This window comes from Methylophaga sp. OBS1 (genome assembly GCF_026319365.1).
On the sequence record NZ_JAPDMS010000001.1, the window covers coordinates 250,541 to 265,879 of the forward strand.

Sequence of the window (15,339 nt, forward strand, 5' to 3'; positions counted from 1 at the left end):
CGCAGATTACACCGATGGACACAGATTATTGTTGAGGCGTTTGCATAAACAAGATGCTTGAGAGCGCTGACACCTGAGCACGAAGCAGGGTTTTCATCGCTGTAAAGCTGCGTTAATCAGCGAAATCTGCGGATAACTGAGGGTTTTAATGCAAATGCTGCTTTTTGGCATTCATAAATTCGCCCAGTTTTTCCGGACGGGGTGGCATCTGTACATGAAAGCCCTGTGTTTCCAGATTATTGATGACCGCGGCGACATTCTCCCGCGCCAGTGGCCGCTCCGGACTTAATTCCAGTTCCATGACGAATATCGGCTCTTTGCCCATGGAGTCGTAGAGTGACTGTGGAATATCGGAAAAATCATCTTTTTTAACGATGTAGAGATAGAGTTCTTCTTTCTTGCTGCTTTTATAAATGTAGGTCTTCATCGGGGCTATCGTGTGAAACTCATGAAATGGGGGGATGATAGATAATCTGCACTACCGTGCCAGCCGGGTCATAGCAATAAAAACTGCGGGCACCATCACGATGCGTGCGTGGTGCATTGCGCATCTTAACGTTTTTTGACTGCAAAAAATCGAACCAGCTGTCGACTTCATCCATGGTAGGAATAATAAAACCGATATGATCCAGTTTTTGCTGTTCCGGTGAGGCAGGAGTGACTTCAGCCCGATGCAGAGCGAGATTGTCATTACCTGAAGTCAGGTAGACATTATCCTCATCCGGACGCCATTCGACTGTCATTCCCAGACAATCAACATAAAATTGCTCACAGGCTGCCAGATCGGTAACAAACAGGGCGACATGCCGCATGCCACCGGTTTTCCCGGGTCGTTCCATTAATCCTCTCCAAATACGTGTTGGCAGCATTGCTGCCAGATTGCTGAACCGAATTGATGCTCTATCACCAGCGGTAGCGCAACGGAACCGCACTGCAGTAACTTGTCATGAAATGCTCTCAGTTCCTCACCATCCGCCGGCTGAACGATATAACGCAGTGCATTAATGAGTGCCCAGCCCACGGCATAGCTCATCGGCACAGTGGGGGCCTGACTATACCAGTTGCACTCAGCCATGGCCTGCGCCTGAGTGAAGCCGAGTTTATCAACCATTTCCGCTGCAGCCTGCTCAAGCGTCCATTCACCGGTATGAATGTTGACATCAATGATGATACGCAGCGCCCGCCAGAGCCTGTCTCTGAGCATCACGATGTTCTGACCCGGATAGCGATCAAAACCCTGCTCCAGCATCATTTGCTCACAGTACAGGGCCCAGCCTTCGTAAAGTGTGGCACAGGGAAACAGTCGTCGTAGCAGTGCGGAACCCTGGTCAGATTGATTCGCGGTGACAAACTGCAGGTGATGACCGGGCCAGGCCTCATGCACGCTGGTCTGGGCGATGGCGGCGAAATTATGTTCCTTCAGCTCGGCATCACGACTGACCGGGGTCACATAATAAAATGCGCTTTGACTGAGGTCGGCGATGCTGGGATCCAGATAAGCTGCAAAAGGTATTTGATGTCTCAAAAAGCCAGGGGTGTCGACAACATTCAGATGCTGCCGTCCAGGTAAGGTGACCAGGGCGTTCGCCTTGAGGAAATCCCTCGCGGCCTGCATCTCCTGCTGGTAGCTGTCCAGCAGTTGGGAGGCGCTTGGGTGATGGGCCCGGATACGGGCCAGGGTCAGCCCGCTGTCCTGTTCCGCTTTTTTGAGTTCAGCCGAAGTTTGTGCAAACAGTTTTTCACCAAATGCGCTGAGCTTCTGGGCACTGATAGGCAGAAAATGGCGGTAATGCAGCAGGCGCTCAAAGTGCTCTCGACCACAGGCAAAATCACCCTGTGCATGGTTTTGCAGGCGGGTTAGCGAATGGTGCAGGTCTTCCATCGCTTTACCGGCTTCATGGAGCGCGGTGTCGATAGCCTGATGCTGCAGCAGAGCTTTCTGTACCCGCGGGTGATCAGAGAGTTCATGACAGAACTGCACGCCAGCTTCACATTCCTGAATGGCCATTTCCAGCCATACCGGTGGAATGATGGCCGGCTTGAGATTCAGGTAAGTTTTGGCTTCTCTGACACGTCCCGGCACTTTTTGCAGCCGGGACAGCAGTGCCAGACTGAAACTTTCCAAAGGTCGGATAGTTAGTTGATGCAGGGCATCAATCGGCAGAAAAGCGGTTGGATCTCGATAACGCCAGTCGTGCTCCATCATGCTGTGGTGTTCCAGCAGCGCCCAGCCATGCAGAACCTGATAGTTGAGCAAGCGATCGGCGTCCAACGCTGTGATATTGATCTCGTCCAGCGCAGCCAGACATTTTTCATTCAGGACCAGTTGAATGCCCTGACTGGCATCGTCACAGGGTGTCAGCTCACCGGCATAATCCTCGATGCCGGCATCCAGTGCGGTTTCCGGATTAAACCGGCACCAACTGGCAAGATAACTTTCCTGTATTCGGTCGAATGTGTGACTGTTATCAGTCGACATCAATAATCTCGTAGTCATGGGTGATGGTGGCGGTCTTGGCCAGCATCAGCGTAGCTGAACAGTATTTTTCAATAGACATGTTGATGGCACGCTCCACAAAATTGGGTTTGACCTCTTTGCCTGTGATTTTGTAATGAACATGAATGTTGGTATAGACCTTGGGGACTTCCTCACTGCGCTCACCATCCACTTCCACTACGCAGTCACGGATATCCTGACGCGATTTTTTCAGAATTTCCACCACATCAAAAGCCGTGCAGCCGCCCATCCCGAGTAACAGCAGTTCCATGGGGCGCATACCGGTGCCGTGACCACCCGCTTCTTCGGGACCGTCCATGACTACCGTGTGACCGGTACCGGATTCGCCCAGAAACATCACATCTTCTACCCATTTCACTCGTGCTTTCATTAAAATGTTTCCCAAAGTTGATAAATAACTTTAATTTTGCCATATTTGTGAAATCGAAAACGAATTATCACCGTTTGCAACTGTATACTGCCCGCCGGGTTTCAAATTGGAATAATGGATGGAATATCACAAACATAAAGCCTTGGAAGAAGGTCTTGCCGACTTCTTTCACAGTTGTCACAGCAAATTTTATCCTGCAAAAAACATCATTATTCGGCCCGGTGACCCAGCAGATACGCTCTATTACATCCGTGAAGGTTCTGTCACCGTCTGCATGGAAAATGAAGAGGGTGAGGAACTCATCGTGGCCTATCTCAATCAGGGCGACTTCATCGGTGAAATTGGCTTCTTTTCTGAAGTCGGCGACAGAATGGTCACCATCCGTGCCAAGACCGATGTCAGAACCGAAGAGATTTCCTATCAGCAAATCCGTACCCTGGCCGACAGCCAGTTGAAAAACTGTTACCCCACCTTGCTTTATACGCTGGGTGAGCAGATGGCTAAACGCCTGTTGTCGACCACCCGCAAAGCCACTGACCTGGCGTTTCTGGATGTCGCCGGCCGGGTAGAGGCCGCACTGGCAGAATTATCTGCTCAGCCTGATGCGATGCGTCATCCTCATGGCACTCAAATCAAGGTCACCCGTCAGGAAATCAGCCGCATGGTGGGCTGCTCCCGTGAAATGGTCGGCCGCGTCTTAAAAGAGCTGCAGGAAGGCGGTAAAGTCTGGGCTCACGGTAAGACCGTGATTGTCTACGACGAGGTCCACCGCGTCTCTACGCCTGTTATCAAGAAGCTCTGACGCTCTCCATGTCTCAATAAAACAGCTGCTTTAACTGCTGGCCCGGATCGTCAGCGCGCATAAAGGCTTCCCCGACCAGGAATCCATTGACATTATTGTCGCGCATCAATGTAACGTCTTCCGGTGTGTGTATTCCGCTCTCAGTGATCACAATGTGACCATCAGGAATCCGAGGCAGCAGTGACAGTGTGGTGTCCAGCGAGGTTTCAAATGTTCGCAGATTGCGGTTGTTGATACCAATCAGGGGCAGGTTCAATACCAGTGCCCGTTCCAGTTCATCCAGATCATGCACTTCTACCAGTACGTCCATGCCCAGTTGTAGTGCCAGTTGGCTCAGATTTTCCAGTTGATTATCGTTGAGTGCCGATACAATCAGTAAAATACAATCTGCATTGATCGCCCGGGCTTCGAAAACCTGATAGGGATCGATAATAAAATCTTTACGAATAACCGGCAGGCTGCAGGCTTTACGCGCCTGCTGAAGAAACTCCTCATGGCCCTGGAAAAAGTCACGATCAGTCAGCACTGACAGGCAAGTGGCACCATGTTTGGCATAGCTCTCTGCAATTTCAGCCGGTCTGAAATCTTCTCGTAACAGGCCTTTACTGGGCGAGGCTTTCTTGATTTCAGCGATGATGCCAGGCTCACCGTCAGCGATCTTGCGCGACAGAGCCTCAACAAAGCCCCGCGGTTTATCCGCATGCTCAGCCAGTTGCTGCATGATGGCCAGCGGTATTTTTTTGCTGCGTTCAGCAATTTCTTCCTGTTTGCGTTCAAGGATCTTGACCAGGATATCCGGGGTGTTTTCACTCATAATGATCTTCTAGCTCCGGCTGCTGACAATCAGCGCATTCAGTTTCTGTGAGGCGGCACCCGAGTCGATGACTTCGGCTGCTTGCTTGATTCCCTGTTCCAGGGTCGCTGCAATATCGGCCACATAAATCGCGGCGCCGGCATTGAGAACGACAATATCGCGGGCCGGACCGGTTTCTCCGTTAAAGATGGCTTTGATGATGTCGAGGCTGTCAGTGGCATTCTTGACTGACAGGCCTTTGACATCACTGCGGTTGAGGCCAAAGTCTTCAGGTTTGATGGTGTAGCTGGAGATTTCGCCGTGTTTGAGTTCGGCGACGTGCGTTTCGGCACCGATGCTGATCTCATCCAGTCCGTCTTCAGCGTGAACCACTAACACATGTTTGCTGCCCAGTTTTTGCAGCACTTCAGCCATTGGCACCACCCATTTCTTGTCATACACCCCCAGGACCTGGTGCGGGGCGCGGGCGGGGTTGGTGAGCGGACCCAGCAGATTGAATACGGTGCGAACACCCATTTCACGGCGCGGGCCAATCGCATGCTTCATGGCACCATGATGTTTCTGAGCAAACATAAAGCCGACACCGACGGTTTCGATACAGTGTTTGACCTGTTCCGGCGTCAGTTCCAGGTTCACGCCCGCTGCTTCCAGCACATCGGCACTGCCGGAACTACTGCTGATAGAGCGGTTACCATGTTTGGCGACCTGAGCGCCGGCTGCTGCAACAACAAAGGCACTGGCGGTCGAGACATTAAAGGTACTGGCACCGTCACCGCCAGTGCCGCAGGTGTCGACCACATGTTCGCCCTGAATATCAACCGGCGTTGCCAGCGAACGCATGACTTCAGCAGCCGCGGCAATTTCGGTCACGGTTTCACCTTTCATGCTCAGTCCAATCAGGAATCCGCCGATCTGTGCCGGGGTGGCATGACCGGTCATGATCTGATTCATGACATCACGCATCTGATCGGCACTGAGATCCTGACGCTGGGTGACGAGTTTAAGTGCAGCTTGAATATCCATGCTCAGGTCCTATCGATCAAGAAAGTTCTTCAGCAGTTCATGACCCTGTTCGGTCAGGATAGACTCGGGATGGAACTGGACACCCTCAATGGGCAAGGTCTTGTGCTCGATACCCATGATCTCGTCCATCTCGCCGTTTTCAGTTTCAGTCCAGGCGGTGATGGTAAAGCAGTTCGGCAAAGTCTCTTTCTTAACCACCAGAGAGTGGTAGCGGGTGGCTTCCAGTGGGTTATTCAGACCACGGAAAACACTGGTATTGTTGTGGTACACCTTAGAGGTTTTGCCATGCATGATCTCACGGGCGTGAACCACATCGCCGCCGAAAACCTGTCCAATCGCCTGATGGCCCAGACATACGCCCAAAAGTGGCTTTTTACCGGCAAAATGTTTAATCACCGCCATGGAGATACCGGCTTCATTCGGTGTGCACGGACCGGGGGAGAGCACGATTTTATCCGGGTTCAGGGCTTCAATCTCTTCAATGGTGATTTTGTCGTTACGGTGCACCACGACTTCCTGACCCAGTTCAGCAAAGTACTGCACCAGGTTGTAGGTGAAAGAGTCGTAATTATCAATCATTAACAGCATAAATTAGGGTCCCGGCTCAGCCTTCAGCGTGCGGATCGGCTTCCAGGCCAGCTTCCGCCATGGCAACAGCGCGGAAAATCGCTCTTGCCTTATTCATGGTCTCTTTCCATTCCAGTTCAGGAATCGAATCATAAACGATACCGGCCCCGGCCTGGATATGCAGCGTATTATCTTTTATCACGGCAGTGCGGATGGCAATCGCCGTGTCCATATTACCGGACCAGGACAGGTAACCGACGGCGCCGGCATAGACGCCGCGTTTGACGGGTTCAAACTCGTCAATGATTTCCATGGCCCTTACCTTGGGGGCACCACTTACGGTGCCGGCCGGGAAGGTGGCGCGGAGGGCGTCAATGGCAGACATGTTGTCCAGCACCTTGCCGGTCACATTGGACACAATATGCATCACATGTGAGTAACGCTCGATCACCATTTTATCGGTGAGCTCAACCGTGCCGGTCTGACTGACGCGGCCGATATCGTTGCGACCCAGATCAATCAGCATCAGATGCTCAGCGAGTTCTTTGGGATCGGCGAGCAGTTCCTGTTCCAGCGCAGTATCTTCCTCTTCGGTCTTACCGCGACGGCGGGTACCGGCAATCGGTCTGACGGTGACCTCCTGATCTTCCATCCTGACCAGAATTTCCGGTGAGGAACCGACCACGTGGAAGTCTTTGAGGTTCAGGTAATACATGTAGGGGGAGGGGTTGAGCGTGCGCAGTGCCCGGTACATATCGACCGGCTCTGCCGCAAACGGAATCGAGAGTCGCTGTGACAATACCACCTGCATGATATCGCCGTCGTTGATGTATTGCTTTGCTTTTTTAACCGCGTCAATAAAGCCGTCATGGGTAAAGCCGGAGACAAAGTCTTCTTCATTGACCCGTCGACGTTCACCGTGACGCTGGAACCTGGGCGTGGTGTTGCGCAGTGTTTCAATGAGTTTATCCAGCCTTGCCTGCGCTCGATTGTAGGCATTGTCCTGAGCGGGATCGGCATGAACTATCAGGTACAGTCGACCACTGAGATTATCAAACACGACCAGTTCATCCGACACCATCAACATGATATCGGGACAACCCAGTGGGTCAGGTGCCCGCGCATCGCCTAGTCGGGGCTCAACGTAGCGCACGGTGTCATAGCCGAAGTAGCCGACCAGACCGCCGTTAAACTTGGGAAGCTGGCCAGTTTCAGGGACCTTGTAACGTTGCTGGAACTGTTCTACCCAGCCCAGCGGATCGTCACTTTTGTCGGTTTCGATGATATCGCCCTGATGTTCAACGCTGATATCGAAACCATGAACGCGAACCACTGTTTCACAGGGCAGGCCGATGATCGAATAACGTCCCCACTTCTCCCCTCCCTGAACTGATTCAAACAGGTAAGAGTAGGGCGCATCTGCCAGCTTAAGATAAGTACTGAGCGGCGTATCGAGATCAGCCAGTACTTCCCGGGCAAGCGGGATGCGGTTGTAGCCTTCAGCGGCGAGTTGTTCGAATTCTGACTGTTTCATCGCTTCTTTCTAAAATAAGTTTTCCAACTCTGCAAAACTGTCAATGACGACATCCGGATTGGCGCTACGGATATCGGCACCGTGATTGTAGCCGTAACTCATACAAACTATCCGGAATCCGGCAGCGCGGGCCGCTTCGACATCACTGACCGAGTCACCAATCATCAGGGCTTTATCGGGGCTGACCCTGAAAAACTCGGCGCCGTACAGCAGTGGTGCCGGATGGGGCTTTTTCTGCGGCAGGCTATCGCCGCTGATCACCACCTCAAAAAACTGCCGAATCCCAAGAAAATCCAGAAGCGGCAGGGTGAATGCTTCGGGTTTGTTGGTCACGCAACCCAGTTTAATCTGTCGCGACTGCAACCATCTCAAACCAGTTTCGACATCGGGATAGAGATGACTGAGCCGACAACTGTTATCCTTGTAAAGTGTCATGAACAAGGGCAGAGCCTTATCGTACAGAGCCGGATCAGGCTCAGCATTCATGTCACCGGTGAGAGCCCGTTTAATCAGTTTCTCAACGCCGTTCCCCACCCACAACCTGACATCGTCTTCGCTACAGGTCGGGCAATCCAGCGCTTCCAGCATGCGCGCAGTACACCAGGCCAGATCCGGCACGCTGTCGACCAGCGTGCCGTCCAGATCAATCAGTACGACCTCGGGAGGGGGTATGGCCATGAAACGTCTTAAACGTTGGCTTTGGCCAGTTCCTCACGCATTTCAGCAATGATGCTCTCATATTTGTTGGGATCACTGTCTTTGGCAGCACCGAATACGGCGGAACCGGCCACGAATGTGCGGGCACCGGCTTCAGCGATTTCACGGATGTTTTTGACGTTGACGCCGCCATCAATTTCCAGATCGATGTCATAACCACTTTCGTCGATCATTTTGCGTGCCTGACGCAGCTTATCCAGTGTATGTGGAATGAACTTCTGACCACCAAAACCGGGGTTGACTGACATCAGCAGAATACGGTCGACTTTGTCCAGCACGTGTTCGGCCAGAGACAGTGGCGTAGCCGGGTTGAATACCAGACCGGTTTTGCAGCCTTCTGCTTTAACCAGTTGCAGACTGCGGTCAATATGCTCGGAGGCTTCGGGGTGGAAGGTGATGAAAGTCGCGCCGGCTTTGGCAAAGTCAGGGATGATTCGGTCAACCGGTTTGACCATCAGATGGACGTCGATTTCATGCGTTACACCGTGCTTACGCAGCGCGTCACAGACCAGCGGACCAATGGTCAGATTGGGCACATAGTGATTGTCCATGACGTCGAAGTGAACGATGTCGGCACCTGATGCCAGTACGTTATCGACTTCTTCACCCAGGCGGGCAAAATCCGCAGACAGAATAGACGGAGCAATTTTGAATTCAGCCATGTTGTTCTCTCTTAAAACTTTAGGTTTAGAAATGCTGTATAAACCCGATACTTTACCGTATCAGGTCTGATTTTTCAGCTTTTGAAAAGATTCCGCAGTCATTATACTGGGGATGGCATTAACGAGAGGGTGGAGCGTGGTTTGCAAAAGGTTTTAAAAAGCGGTCTTCTGGCGGCGATATTTGTGTTGAGTCAGGGTCTCGCAACCGCCGAAGATGACACCAAACCCGCGCAGGTAGACAGCTCTGTCATCAGCCAGGCTGGTGAGGTCAACGGTTACCTGGCGCTGCCGGTAGGGGATACCCGTATCGACGCGACACTGATTAATGATCGACTGGGCAAGTCTTACGGGAAAGTACTGATTCTGCATGACAGCAATGCCGGCATCGATAGTCCGGGCTTGATCAATACCCTGCGTGAGGGGTTGCCTAACTCGGGCTGGACAACCATGACGGTGGCGCTGACTTACCCCAGAGAACCTGGCATTTTTCTCTCCAGTAATGCTGCATCCATGGCTCAGCCGACAGTCGATGCCAGTCAAGCAAGCGCCGGCTTGCCCGCTGATAATGCAACAGCTGACCAAGACCCGGACACAGAAAAAAAACCTGAACTGCCGGATAATGCGACCCGTCTCAACGCCGCACTGGCTTATCTTGATTCACAGCAAACGGGTACAACCGTTGTTCTGGCTCTAGGTGAGGCCGCGCGTCTAACCGATGCGCTGGCCGAACAGATGGGAGAACAACGTGGTTTAATCTGGATTCGTCCCATGCTTGAGCTTGAGGCTATGCCAGCAATTACACCCATACTTGATATTGCGCCTACTGTGCCCGGTTCAATGAATAATCTGGCCAGAGACCGTCTGGTTTTTATGAAGCAACAGCAGACCACAGCGTATGACCAGCGACGCATTAACGGTGCCGGCTTTCGCTTCTATGGTTTTGAGTCCAGGGTATTGAGTTATGTGCGTGGCTGGCTGCACAAACAGTTCGTCAGCGAGGAACCGAACTGATGCGCATATACGGCGATGGTACGCTGATTCACCAGGCTCAGACTGACGATGGCGTGATCGAGGTAGTAGATAACGGTGACAGCCGCTCGTTGCATTTCGGTACTTATCCCAGACAGAGCAGTATGCGGCTGAGTGATCCGGCCCATCTGGCGTTGAGTTACACACAGTCGATGATGGGCTGCCTGCTGCTCAATCCCATCCCACGGCGGGTGCTGGTGATTGGTCTCGGTGGTGGCTCGCTGGTCAAATTTCTGCTGCAACATTTCCCCCAGTGTCAGATCGATGTCGTCGAGTACCGCCGTGATGTCATTGAGGTGGCCGCACATTATTTTAATGTACCGCTGACCGACCCGCGACTTAACATTGTGCAGGGCGATGGCTATCTGCATGTCAGTCAATTGTTCTACGAAACAGATTTGAGCTACGACTTGCTTTTGGTTGATGCCTACGATCACAACGGCATGGCAGCCAGTGTCGGCGTACAGCCTTTTTTTGATGCCTGCAGCGGCATTTTGACTGCCGATGGTGTCATGAGTATCAACCTCTGGGGCAGCGAGAGAGATTTATTCAATACCACCATGCAGCGTATTAACCAGAGCTTTGCGGGCCGCTCGATGCTGTTGCCGGTGGAGAATAAAGGCAACGTGATTGCGCTTGCTACACAGTTTGAGGTCAATCACCGCGACCTCAAGCTGCTGCGCGCTAAGGTCGATGAGTGGGAAATGCGTTACCGGATTAACCTGCCCAAGGCCTTACAGAATCTGATTCGACAGAATCGTAACTTTATCAGTCGCTTATTTGCCTGATGCCGGAGTCGCTGTTTCTCTATCTTGGATTACTGCTGGTCACCGGTCTGCTGCTCAGTCTGGTCGCTGCGCGTTTTAACCTGCCCCGAATTGCGCTTTATGCGCTAGCCGGCTTGATCTGGTCGCAGGATTCACTCGGCGGTGTGTTTGAGCTGCAATTGGGCGCGGGCTCTGCGCTACTCACCGATACGGCGTTGGCACTGATTGCCTACCTGATAGGCGGATCGGTCACGGCCAGACAATTGAAAAGGCTGGGTAGTACCATTGTGTTTTGCACTGTCGGTGAGGTCTTGGGTGCTGCAGTCGTCGTTTTCCTGTCTGTCTGTCTGTTTCTGTCAGGCCAAGCTGAAGTCATCCTGATTGCGGCAGCACTGGCGGTACTGGCGGCCAGCACGGCGCCCGCCGCCACCGTTGCCGTTATTCATGAATATCGCAGTCGGGGTCCACTGACGACGTCGCTGCTCGGTGTGGTGGCCCTGGATGATGCGATCGGTATCATCCTCTTCTCTCTGCTGTTGGCGGCAACTACGGGCAGCAGCGTCACCGGTGTGATGTCGATGGCGCTGATAGAGATCGGTGGGGCATTATTACTGGGTGCGGTACTGGGCTGGGCTCTGGCCGGTTTCGGACATCGGGTGCGCAATCCGCATTTCTTTTTACCCATGGTGCTGAGTACGGTAGTGCTTTCTCAGGGGCTAGCAGAGGTGTGGCATTGTTCTCCGTTGCTGACTGCGATGACACTGGGCTTTGTGGCCCGTGCCACCTTTAAATCCGGCGGTGAGCGTTTGCTGGCACCGGTTGAATATCTGGAAGAATTCGTATTTCTGGTGTTTTTCACCCTGGCCGGGGCGCATTTTGATCTGGATGTTCTTTTGAGTGGTATCGGGCTGGTCCTGATTTATGTGCTGGCCAGAGTGCTGGGTAAGATGGGCGGGACTAACCTCGCAGCCCGTTTTATTGATGCGCCTGAGCCGGTGCGAAAGTATATCGGACTTGGCGTGGTGCCGCAGGCAGGTATTGCGATAGGTCTGGCACTGTCCTTACTCAATCATCCCGTGTTTGAGGAAAGCGGGCTGCTGATCGTGAATGTGATTCTGGCCAGTACGCTCATCTACGAACTGCTGGGCCCGTTTGCCACACGCTATGCGCTGCAAAAAGCCGGGGAAATCAAAGGGGAGTCAGGTTATGAGTGAACGTATTATCGAACTCACTGTGGCCGAGTGGCTGCAGGCGCATCCTAACGCCCTGGTGACGGTCTCGGCGGATACCGGCCTGAGAGATATTGTGAAGACGCTGATCGAGCATGATTCACGCGATGCTTACGTGCTGGAAAATGGCAAGGTAAAAGGCCATTTGAGTTTCAATAAACTGGTCAATCATCTGTTCTGCCATGACCGACCGGTCCATTCCCACCGGCAATTATTTGCTCAGGTTGCAGCGGCCACAGCCGGTGAGTTGATGGACCCACACTTCGCCTACTGCCGGGAAAATGAAAAAATTAATCAGATTTTGCACAGACAGTTGCAGACGGATGTCACTGATTTGGTAGTATTAGCAGCGGATGAGGCTCCAACCGGGGTCGTCAAACTGACTGAAGTAGTGCGGGAAAGTCTTCAATGAAAAAATTGTCGGTTTCAAGCTTGTTGATAGTGATGTTGCTCGTCTGGCAGCTACCTGCCTCGGCGACAGGGGACTACAAACTGCTGGTTAAGCGTTCGGAACAGCGTTTGATTGTGCAGAAAGATGGTAAGCCAGTGCGCAGTTTTCACGTGGCGCTTGGCAGTGGCGGTAAGAGCGGCAAGTTGCAGGCCGGCGATCGTAAGACCCCACTGGGTGAATATCACATCTATCAGGTTCGTGACAGCGACCGTTTTCACTTATTCATTCAACTGGATTATCCCAGCGTTCGGGATGCCATCAACGCCCTGAAAGCCGGGCGTATCAGCAAAAAAGAATACCGCGGTATTCTCGATGCACATATTTTCGGTCAGCTTCCGCCGCAGAATACCCCTTTGGGTGGTGCCATCGGCATCCATGGTATTGGGGTGGAAACCAAAGATAAACTGGAAATTCACGAGCTGGCCAACTGGACCCAGGGCTGTATCGCACTTCGCAATAACGAAGTGGAACAACTCACTCGCTACATCGACAAAGGCACTACCGTCACCATTACCGACTGAACAGTCGTCAAAACCCTGCTTCAGGTATTTGAATTTGGTAGAATAATGCCACTTTCTGTTTGACCCTCCCGAGGACCTGATGCAAGCCGCACCCGACCTGTTTTCCTATCGTAAATTCTGGGCACATCGTTTCGGTATTGCCCCCGAATTGCCGATGTCGCGTGAAGAAATGGACGCGCTGGGCTGGGACTCCTGCGACATTATCATCGTTACCGGTGATGCTTATGTTGACCACCCCAGCTTCGGGATGGCCCTGATCGGGCGTCTGCTTGAATCTCATGGTTTTCGTGTCGGCATTATTTCTCAGCCCGACTGGACCAGCGCTGAGGATTTTCAGAAGCTGGGCAAGCCCAACCTGTTTTACGGGGTCACCGGTGGCAATATGGATTCGATGGTCAACCGCTACACCTCAGACCGTAAAATCCGCAGTAATGATGCCTATACCGCCGGTGGTGAGGGTGGAAAACGCCCTGATCACAGTGTTGTGGTTTACAGTCAGCGTTGTCGTGAAGCCTACAAAGGGGTGCCGGTCGTTATTGGTGGCATTGAAGCCAGCCTCCGCCGTATTGCCCACTATGACTACTGGTCGGAAAAAGTGCGCCATAGCGTTTTGATGGATTCCAAAGCCGACCTGCTGGTTTATGGCAATGGTGAACGCCAGGTAGTGGAAATTGCACATCGTCTGGCCGCCGGGGAAGCGGTGAAAGACCTCACCGACATTCGCGGTACCGCCTACATGACCAAGCACGGCCGCAGAGACGGGTGGTGGGAGAAAGACTCCACCTCGGTCGATACCCCCGGCAAGCTCAATCCGCCGATTGATCCCTATCAGATGCAGACCGAAGCCAGTTGTGCCGAGGAAAAAGCCCGCACAGAACAGGAAAAAGCGGAACAACCTGCAGGCAATGTGATTAAGATCCACCGGGTCTCACCGCGAAATGCCGATAAAACCGTGATCCGGCTGCCGGCCTACAATCAGGTCAAGGATGATCCTGTTACCTATGCCCATACCTCACGCATCCTGCACCTGGAAACCAATCCGGGGAATGCCCTGGCACTGGTGCAGCAGCATGGAGACCGCGATGTCTGGCTCAATCCGCCACCGATTCCATTAACGACCAAGGAAATGGATGCGGTCTTTGATTTGCCCTATAGCCGCGTGCCGCATACTACCTACGGCAAGATGAATATCCCGGCTTACGAGATGATTCGTTTCTCAGTCAATATCATGCGTGGCTGTTTTGGTGGCTGTACCTTCTGTTCGATTACCGAGCATGAGGGACGCATCATTCAGAGCCGAAGCGAAGACTCGATTATCAAGGAAGTGGAAGCGATTCGTGACACCACGCCCGGTTTTACTGGCGTGATTTCCGATCTCGGCGGCCCCACCGCCAATATGTATCGTCTGGCTTGTAAAGATGAGGAAATTGAAGCCAGTTGTCGCCGACTGTCCTGCGTTTATCCCGGCGTCTGCAAAAACCTGAATACCGATCACACGCCACTGATTAATCTCTACAAGCGTGCCCGCTCATTGCCGGGCATCAAGAAAGTTCTGATTGCTTCCGGTCTGCGGTATGACCTGGCTGTTTTGTCGCCGGAATACGTCAAAGAACTGGTCACACATCATGTCGGCGGCTATCTTAAAATCGCGCCGGAACATACTGAAGACGGGCCTTTGTCGCAGATGATGAAGCCGGGCATCGGTACCTACGACAAGTTCAAACAGATGTTTGATAAGTACTCGAAGGAAGCGGGTAAAGAACAGTATCTGATTCCATACTTTATTGCTGCCCACCCGGGCACCACGGATGAAGATATGATGAACCTGGCGATTTGGCTGAAACGCAACGGTTTCCGTGCCGACCAGGTACAGGCCTATCTGCCGTCACCAATGTCTGCGGCGGCAGCCATGTATCATTCCGGTAAAGACACCTTACACAAGGTGCGGCGTAAGGGCGGTGATATTACCGTGCCTAAAGGCCTGAAAGTACGTCGTCTGCATAAAGCCTTCCTCCGCTATCACGATCCGGAAAACTGGCCGATGTTGCGCGAAGCACTGAAAAAAATGGGTCGGGCGGATCTGATTGGTAATGGCAAGAAACACCTGATCCCTACCTGGCAACCCGCCGGGACGGGTGAACGGGGCGAAGGTGCGCGGATCAGCCGCAAAGCCAAAGCCGGCCGAGGACAAAGCCGACCTTTCAAAACACAACATACCCGTCCGGGTAAAACCAAGGTGAAAGCTGCCCGTCGTCGTCGCTGATAGATTGAATAAAAAAATATCTTATTTGCGAAACATTCGCCTTTGTTCAGGGTCAATCTTCACTATTCGCAC

General features: G+C 52.7%; 17 protein-coding genes. 7 read left to right on the forward strand and 10 right to left on the reverse strand.

The features are described 5' to 3' along the window. Window positions 1-145: 145 nt before the first annotated feature. Genes OMQ46_RS01150 through OMQ46_RS01165 form a run of 4 tightly spaced genes read right to left on the reverse strand, consistent with a single transcriptional unit; the run spans window position 146 to window position 2,888 of the window. Window positions 146-427, reverse strand: a complete 282-nt coding sequence (locus tag OMQ46_RS01150; protein WP_266235131.1) for a YcgL domain-containing protein — start codon at window positions 425-427, stop codon at window positions 146-148. Window positions 428-446: 19 nt separating this feature from the next. After that, window positions 447-839 (reverse strand): VOC family protein, encoded by a 393-nt coding sequence (locus OMQ46_RS01155; RefSeq protein WP_266235132.1) that lies wholly within the window; start codon window positions 837-839, stop codon window positions 447-449. Then, on the reverse strand, window positions 839-2,497 hold the full coding sequence (locus OMQ46_RS01160) for a DUF885 domain-containing protein (RefSeq protein ID WP_266235134.1): 1,659 nt from the start codon (window positions 2,495-2,497) through the stop codon (window positions 839-841). The genes OMQ46_RS01155 and OMQ46_RS01160 overlap by 1 nt, the downstream gene beginning before the upstream one ends. Then, complete coding sequence (locus OMQ46_RS01165) at window positions 2,469-2,888, reverse strand: OsmC family protein (protein ID WP_266235136.1); 420 nt, start codon at window positions 2,886-2,888, stop codon at window positions 2,469-2,471. Before OMQ46_RS01165 ends, OMQ46_RS01160 begins: the two co-directional genes overlap by 29 nt. A 118-nt stretch (window positions 2,889-3,006) precedes the next feature. Here OMQ46_RS01165 and crp point away from each other — a divergent pair, with 118 nt between their 5' ends. Next, window positions 3,007-3,690 (forward strand): cAMP-activated global transcriptional regulator CRP, encoded by a 684-nt coding sequence (crp, locus tag OMQ46_RS01170; protein WP_266235137.1) that lies wholly within the window; start codon window positions 3,007-3,009, stop codon window positions 3,688-3,690. 13 nt (window positions 3,691-3,703) lie between these two features. Here the strand turns inward: crp and trpC are convergent, their stop codons facing one another. The 6 genes from trpC to rpe are packed head-to-tail and all read right to left on the reverse strand — an operon-like array spanning window position 3,704 to window position 9,007. Next, window positions 3,704-4,504, reverse strand: a complete 801-nt coding sequence (gene trpC / locus OMQ46_RS01175) for an indole-3-glycerol phosphate synthase TrpC (protein WP_266235139.1) — start codon at window positions 4,502-4,504, stop codon at window positions 3,704-3,706. Window positions 4,505-4,513: 9 nt separating this feature from the next. After that, complete coding sequence (trpD, locus tag OMQ46_RS01180) at window positions 4,514-5,527, reverse strand: anthranilate phosphoribosyltransferase (RefSeq protein ID WP_266235141.1); 1,014 nt, start codon at window positions 5,525-5,527, stop codon at window positions 4,514-4,516. A 9-nt stretch (window positions 5,528-5,536) separates the two neighbouring features. Then, the gene (locus OMQ46_RS01185; RefSeq protein WP_266235143.1) at window positions 5,537-6,115 is read right to left on the reverse strand and encodes an aminodeoxychorismate/anthranilate synthase component II; all 579 of its coding nucleotides are present in this window, start codon (window positions 6,113-6,115) and stop codon (window positions 5,537-5,539) included. A 16-nt stretch (window positions 6,116-6,131) separates the two neighbouring features. Continuing rightward, complete coding sequence (trpE, locus tag OMQ46_RS01190) at window positions 6,132-7,628, reverse strand: anthranilate synthase component I (RefSeq protein WP_266235144.1); 1,497 nt, start codon at window positions 7,626-7,628, stop codon at window positions 6,132-6,134. Window positions 7,629-7,637: 9 nt separating this feature from the next. After that, window positions 7,638-8,306, reverse strand: coding sequence for a phosphoglycolate phosphatase (locus OMQ46_RS01195; protein ID WP_266235146.1), 669 nt, complete (start codon window positions 8,304-8,306; stop codon window positions 7,638-7,640). Between the two features lie 8 nt (window positions 8,307-8,314). Further along, on the reverse strand, window positions 8,315-9,007 hold the full coding sequence (rpe, locus tag OMQ46_RS01200; RefSeq protein WP_266235148.1) for a ribulose-phosphate 3-epimerase: 693 nt from the start codon (window positions 9,005-9,007) through the stop codon (window positions 8,315-8,317). A gap of 141 nt (window positions 9,008-9,148) precedes the next feature. On the opposite strand from rpe, the gene OMQ46_RS01205 reads away from it, so the two are divergent. The 6 genes from OMQ46_RS01205 (at window position 9,149) to OMQ46_RS01230 (ending at window position 15,267) form a co-directional block, all read left to right on the forward strand. Further along, window positions 9,149-10,018 (forward strand): DUF3530 family protein, encoded by an 870-nt coding sequence (locus OMQ46_RS01205; protein ID WP_266235149.1) that lies wholly within the window; start codon window positions 9,149-9,151, stop codon window positions 10,016-10,018. Beyond that, on the forward strand, window positions 10,018-10,824 hold the full coding sequence (locus tag OMQ46_RS01210; protein ID WP_266235151.1) for a spermidine synthase: 807 nt from the start codon (window positions 10,018-10,020) through the stop codon (window positions 10,822-10,824). Before OMQ46_RS01205 ends, OMQ46_RS01210 begins: the two co-directional genes overlap by 1 nt. Further along, the gene (locus tag OMQ46_RS01215; protein ID WP_266235152.1) at window positions 10,824-12,017 is read left to right on the forward strand and encodes a cation:proton antiporter; all 1,194 of its coding nucleotides are present in this window, start codon (window positions 10,824-10,826) and stop codon (window positions 12,015-12,017) included. The genes OMQ46_RS01210 and OMQ46_RS01215 overlap by 1 nt, the downstream gene beginning before the upstream one ends. Next, window positions 12,010-12,444, forward strand: a complete 435-nt coding sequence (locus OMQ46_RS01220) for a CBS domain-containing protein (RefSeq protein ID WP_266235154.1) — start codon at window positions 12,010-12,012, stop codon at window positions 12,442-12,444. Before OMQ46_RS01215 ends, OMQ46_RS01220 begins: the two co-directional genes overlap by 8 nt. Beyond that, window positions 12,441-13,004: a L,D-transpeptidase family protein gene (locus OMQ46_RS01225; protein WP_266235156.1), complete on the forward strand. Its 564-nt coding sequence runs from the start codon at window positions 12,441-12,443 to the stop codon at window positions 13,002-13,004. The genes OMQ46_RS01220 and OMQ46_RS01225 overlap by 4 nt, the downstream gene beginning before the upstream one ends. 79 nt (window positions 13,005-13,083) lie before the next feature. Further along, window positions 13,084-15,267: a YgiQ family radical SAM protein gene (locus OMQ46_RS01230; protein WP_266235158.1), complete on the forward strand. Its 2,184-nt coding sequence runs from the start codon at window positions 13,084-13,086 to the stop codon at window positions 15,265-15,267. Window positions 15,268-15,339: the final 72 nt, after the last annotated feature.

Coding starts and splice junctions, on each gene's coding strand:
- OMQ46_RS01150 (WP_266235131.1), bottom strand. CDS start 427: ATGAAGACCTACATTTATAAAAGCAGCAAGAAAGAAGAACTCTATCTC.
- OMQ46_RS01155 (WP_266235132.1), bottom strand. CDS start 839: ATGGAACGACCCGGGAAAACCGGTGGCATGCGGCATGTCGCCCTGTTT.
- OMQ46_RS01160 (WP_266235134.1), bottom strand. CDS start 2,497: ATGACTACGAGATTATTGATGTCGACTGATAACAGTCACACATTCGAC.
- OMQ46_RS01165 (WP_266235136.1), bottom strand. CDS start 2,888: ATGAAAGCACGAGTGAAATGGGTAGAAGATGTGATGTTTCTGGGCGAA.
- crp (WP_266235137.1), top strand. CDS start 3,007: ATGGAATATCACAAACATAAAGCCTTGGAAGAAGGTCTTGCCGACTTC.
- trpC (WP_266235139.1), bottom strand. CDS start 4,504: ATGAGTGAAAACACCCCGGATATCCTGGTCAAGATCCTTGAACGCAAA.
- trpD (WP_266235141.1), bottom strand. CDS start 5,527: ATGGATATTCAAGCTGCACTTAAACTCGTCACCCAGCGTCAGGATCTC.
- OMQ46_RS01185 (WP_266235143.1), bottom strand. CDS start 6,115: ATGCTGTTAATGATTGATAATTACGACTCTTTCACCTACAACCTGGTG.
- trpE (WP_266235144.1), bottom strand. CDS start 7,628: ATGAAACAGTCAGAATTCGAACAACTCGCCGCTGAAGGCTACAACCGC.
- OMQ46_RS01195 (WP_266235146.1), bottom strand. CDS start 8,306: ATGGCCATACCCCCTCCCGAGGTCGTACTGATTGATCTGGACGGCACG.
- rpe (WP_266235148.1), bottom strand. CDS start 9,007: ATGGCTGAATTCAAAATTGCTCCGTCTATTCTGTCTGCGGATTTTGCC.
- OMQ46_RS01210 (WP_266235151.1), top strand. CDS start 10,018: ATGCGCATATACGGCGATGGTACGCTGATTCACCAGGCTCAGACTGAC.
- OMQ46_RS01215 (WP_266235152.1), top strand. CDS start 10,824: ATGCCGGAGTCGCTGTTTCTCTATCTTGGATTACTGCTGGTCACCGGT.
- OMQ46_RS01220 (WP_266235154.1), top strand. CDS start 12,010: ATGAGTGAACGTATTATCGAACTCACTGTGGCCGAGTGGCTGCAGGCG.
- OMQ46_RS01225 (WP_266235156.1), top strand. CDS start 12,441: ATGAAAAAATTGTCGGTTTCAAGCTTGTTGATAGTGATGTTGCTCGTC.
- OMQ46_RS01230 (WP_266235158.1), top strand. CDS start 13,084: ATGCAAGCCGCACCCGACCTGTTTTCCTATCGTAAATTCTGGGCACAT.